Raw genomic sequence first — 364 nt, forward strand, 5'->3', positions numbered from 1 at the left:
AGCCTTGGCTTTGTACTCGGCTTCGGTCTGACCGGCTGGAATGACGACTTTGTCGCCGTTCGACAGGGTCACGGTCAGGTCGTGGTCGAGTTTCTGGCTGACCTTGACGGTGAAGGCAGGTTGCTGGTCTTCGGTGACATCGCCTTTGCCAACGATGGTGACGGTGACCTTGTCGCCCTGGTTGTCGGTGCCAGGAGTACCGGTGCCTGGCTCGTCGGTCACAGTCGTGGTGACCGAGTTGTCACCGAGAGTCAATTTCTCGAAGTTGTCACCACCGACAACCGATTCGATCTTGTTGACGATCGAAGGCTGGCCACCGACAAACACGTCGTCCGGTGCGGTGATGGTGAAGGTGCCGTTGGCA

Annotated in this window: 1 protein-coding gene; it reads right to left on the minus strand. The window is 58.5% G+C overall.

Features of this window, described 5'->3' with window-relative positions:
* The coding region (locus NMG10_RS25910) for an immunoglobulin-like domain-containing protein (RefSeq protein ID WP_254465386.1) at nucleotides 1–364 on the minus strand (364 nt) is incomplete at both ends.

Source organism: Pseudomonas sp. DVZ6, assembly GCF_024259445.1.
GTDB classification, from domain to species: domain Bacteria; phylum Pseudomonadota; class Gammaproteobacteria; order Pseudomonadales; family Pseudomonadaceae; genus Aquipseudomonas; species Aquipseudomonas peradeniyensis.